Consider the following 2736-nt stretch of genomic DNA (forward strand, 5'->3'; position numbering starts at 1 on the left):
TACCATGGTCAACGTGACCGATGGTGCCTACGTTCAGGTGCGGTTTGCTACGTTCAAATTTTTCTTTTGCCACGGTTGATAACCTCTTTAATTAGCCTAGGTTCAAGTTAGCCTTGCTTCTTGATGATCGCTTCGGCGATGTTCATGGGTGCCTCGGCGTACTTCGAGAACTCCATGGAATAGCTCGCACGCCCCTGGGACATGGAGCGGACATCCGTGGCGTAACCGAACATCTCACCAAGCGGAACCTCAGCGCGGATCACCTTACCGGAAGGAGTATCTTCCATACCCTGTACCAGACCGCGACGACGGTTCAAGTCGCCCATTACGTCACCCATATAATCCTCAGGGGTGACTACTTCGACTTTCATCATCGGCTCCAACAAAACAGCACCACCCTTCTGGGCCAATTGCTTGGTGGCCATGGAAGCAGCGATCTTGAACGCCATTTCGTTTGAGTCGACATCATGGTAGGAACCGTCAAACACGGTTGCCTTCAGGCCAAGCAGCGGATAGCCAGCAAGAACGCCGTTCTGCATCTGCTCCTCGATACCTTTCTGGATGGCCGGGATGTATTCACGCGGAACCACACCACCGACAATTTCATTGACGAACTCGAGCTTCTCGTCATTACCCTCGGCAGGTTCAAAACGAACCCAGACGTGACCGTATTGGCCACGACCGCCCGACTGGCGCACAAACTTACCCTCAACCTCGCACTTGTTGCGAATCGCTTCGCGATACGCAACCTGCGGCTTGCCAATATTCGCCTCAACGCTGAATTCGCGCTTCATACGATCGACAATGATGTCCAGGTGAAGCTCACCCATGCCGGAAATAATTGTCTGACCGGACTCCTCATCAGTACGAACACGGAACGACGGATCCTCCTGAGCAAGCTTGCCCAGCGCGATACCCATCTTCTCTTGGTCCGCCTTGGTGCGCGGCTCAACCGCCACGGAAATTACCGGCTCAGGGAAGTCCATACGCTCAAGCACGATCGGCTTATCGATAGCGCAAAGCGTGTCACCGGTAGTCACGTCCTTCATACCGATCAAGGCCGCAATATCGCCAGCACGCACTTCTTTGATCTCTTCGCGCGCGTTGGCATGCATCTGCACCATACGACCAACGCGCTCTTTCTTACCCTTCACCGAGTTCAGGACAGCATCACCCGAGGAGAGAACCCCAGAGTAAACGCGAGCAAAGGTCAGAGTACCGACAAAGGGATCGGTCGCAATCTTGAACGCAAGAGCAGAGAACGGTTCCGCGTCGTCAGCGTGACGCTCATCGGAGCGCTCCTCATCATCCGGGTGCACACCCTTGATGGCGGCAACCTGATCAGGCGCAGGCAGATAATCGATAACGGCATCCAGCACCAGGGGCACACCCTTGTTCTTGAAGGACGAACCACACACTGCCGGAACGATCTCGCAGGCCAGCGTACGCTGACGCAGACCAGCCTTGATCTCCTCGACGGAAAGCTCGCCTTCCTCGAGGTATTTATTCATCAGGTCTTCGTTGGCCTCAGCGGCCGCCTCAACCATCTTCTCGCGATACTCGCTAGCCAAATCAAGCAGCTCAGCGGGAATATCTTCCTCGACAAAGCTCATACCCTGATCCGACTCATCCCAGCGAATCGCCTTCATCCGCATCAGATCAATCTGACCGGCGAAGTTTTCCTCCGCGCCAATAGCGAGCTGAATCGGTACAGGGGTATGCCCCAACCTTTTCTTGATCTGCTCAACTACGCGAAGAAAGTCGGCGCCCTGGCGATCCATCTTATTTACATAGACGATTCGCGGAACGCCGTACTTGTTGGCTTGACGCCATACGGTCTCCGACTGCGGCTCAACACCGGACGTACCACAGAACACCACCACAGCACCATCGAGCACCCGCAGCGAACGCTCAACCTCAATCGTGAAGTCAACGTGACCGGGGGTGTCGATGATATTGACGCGGTGCTTGTCGTACTGCTTCTCGGACCCCTGCCAGAAAGCAGTGGTCGCAGCAGAAGTAATGGTGATACCCCGCTCCTGCTCTTGCGCCATCCAATCCATGGTCGCAGCCCCATCATGGACCTCGCCCATTTTGTGGTTTACGCCGGTATAGAACAGAATCCGCTCTGTAGTCGTGGTCTTGCCCGCATCGACGTGCGCACAGATACCAATATTACGATACAGATTGATCGGGGTTGTACGAGCCACAACAGTCTCCTGAGCCGTTTAGAAGCGGTAGTGAGAGAACGCCTTGTTGGCCTCAGCCATACGATGGACGTCTTCACGCTTCTTGACAGCGGCACCCTTGCCCTCTGCAGCATCACCCAGCTCACCGGCCAGGCGCAGAGCCATGGACTTCTCGCCACGCTTACGGGCAGCATCAACCAGCCAGCGCATCGCCAGAGCGTTGCGACGGGAGGGACGCACTTCAACCGGAACCTGGTAGGTGGCACCACCTACACGGCGAGATTTAACTTCCACGAGCGGAGCGATAGCGTCGAGAGCCTTCTCGAACAGCTCGACCGGGTCTTCGGCCTTGGTACGCTCTTTCAGCTTGTCCAGCGCACCGTAAACGATACGCTCGGCAGTTGCCTTCTTGCCGCTTTCCATTACGTGGTTCATGAATTTCGCGAGAATCTGGCTACCGTATTTCGGTTCTGGCAGGATCTCACGTTTTGCCGCTACACGACGTCTTGGCATGATAAGCCCTCAAACGGTCTTCAGGTTAGCCCGG

Annotated in this window: 2 protein-coding genes and 1 pseudogene; all 3 read right to left on the minus strand. The window is 55.6% G+C overall.

All coding sequences use genetic code 11. From position 1 onward, the window contains the following. Window positions 1-73 (minus strand): annotated as a pseudogene (locus AAFM31_RS17635) (elongation factor Tu); the annotation flags it as partial. A gap of 34 nt (window positions 74-107) precedes the next feature. Further along, entirely contained in the window at window positions 108-2210 is a 2103-nt protein-coding gene (gene fusA, locus AAFM31_RS17640) for an elongation factor G (protein ID WP_341709166.1), read from the minus strand. 18 nt (window positions 2211-2228) lie between these two features. Beyond that, entirely contained in the window at window positions 2229-2702 is a 474-nt protein-coding gene (gene rpsG, locus AAFM31_RS17645) for a 30S ribosomal protein S7 (protein WP_341709167.1), read from the minus strand. Window positions 2703-2736: the final 34 nt, after the last annotated feature.

The sequence above is a fragment of the Halopseudomonas sp. genome, from assembly GCF_038130085.1.
Lineage (GTDB): Bacteria > Pseudomonadota > Gammaproteobacteria > Pseudomonadales > Pseudomonadaceae > Halopseudomonas.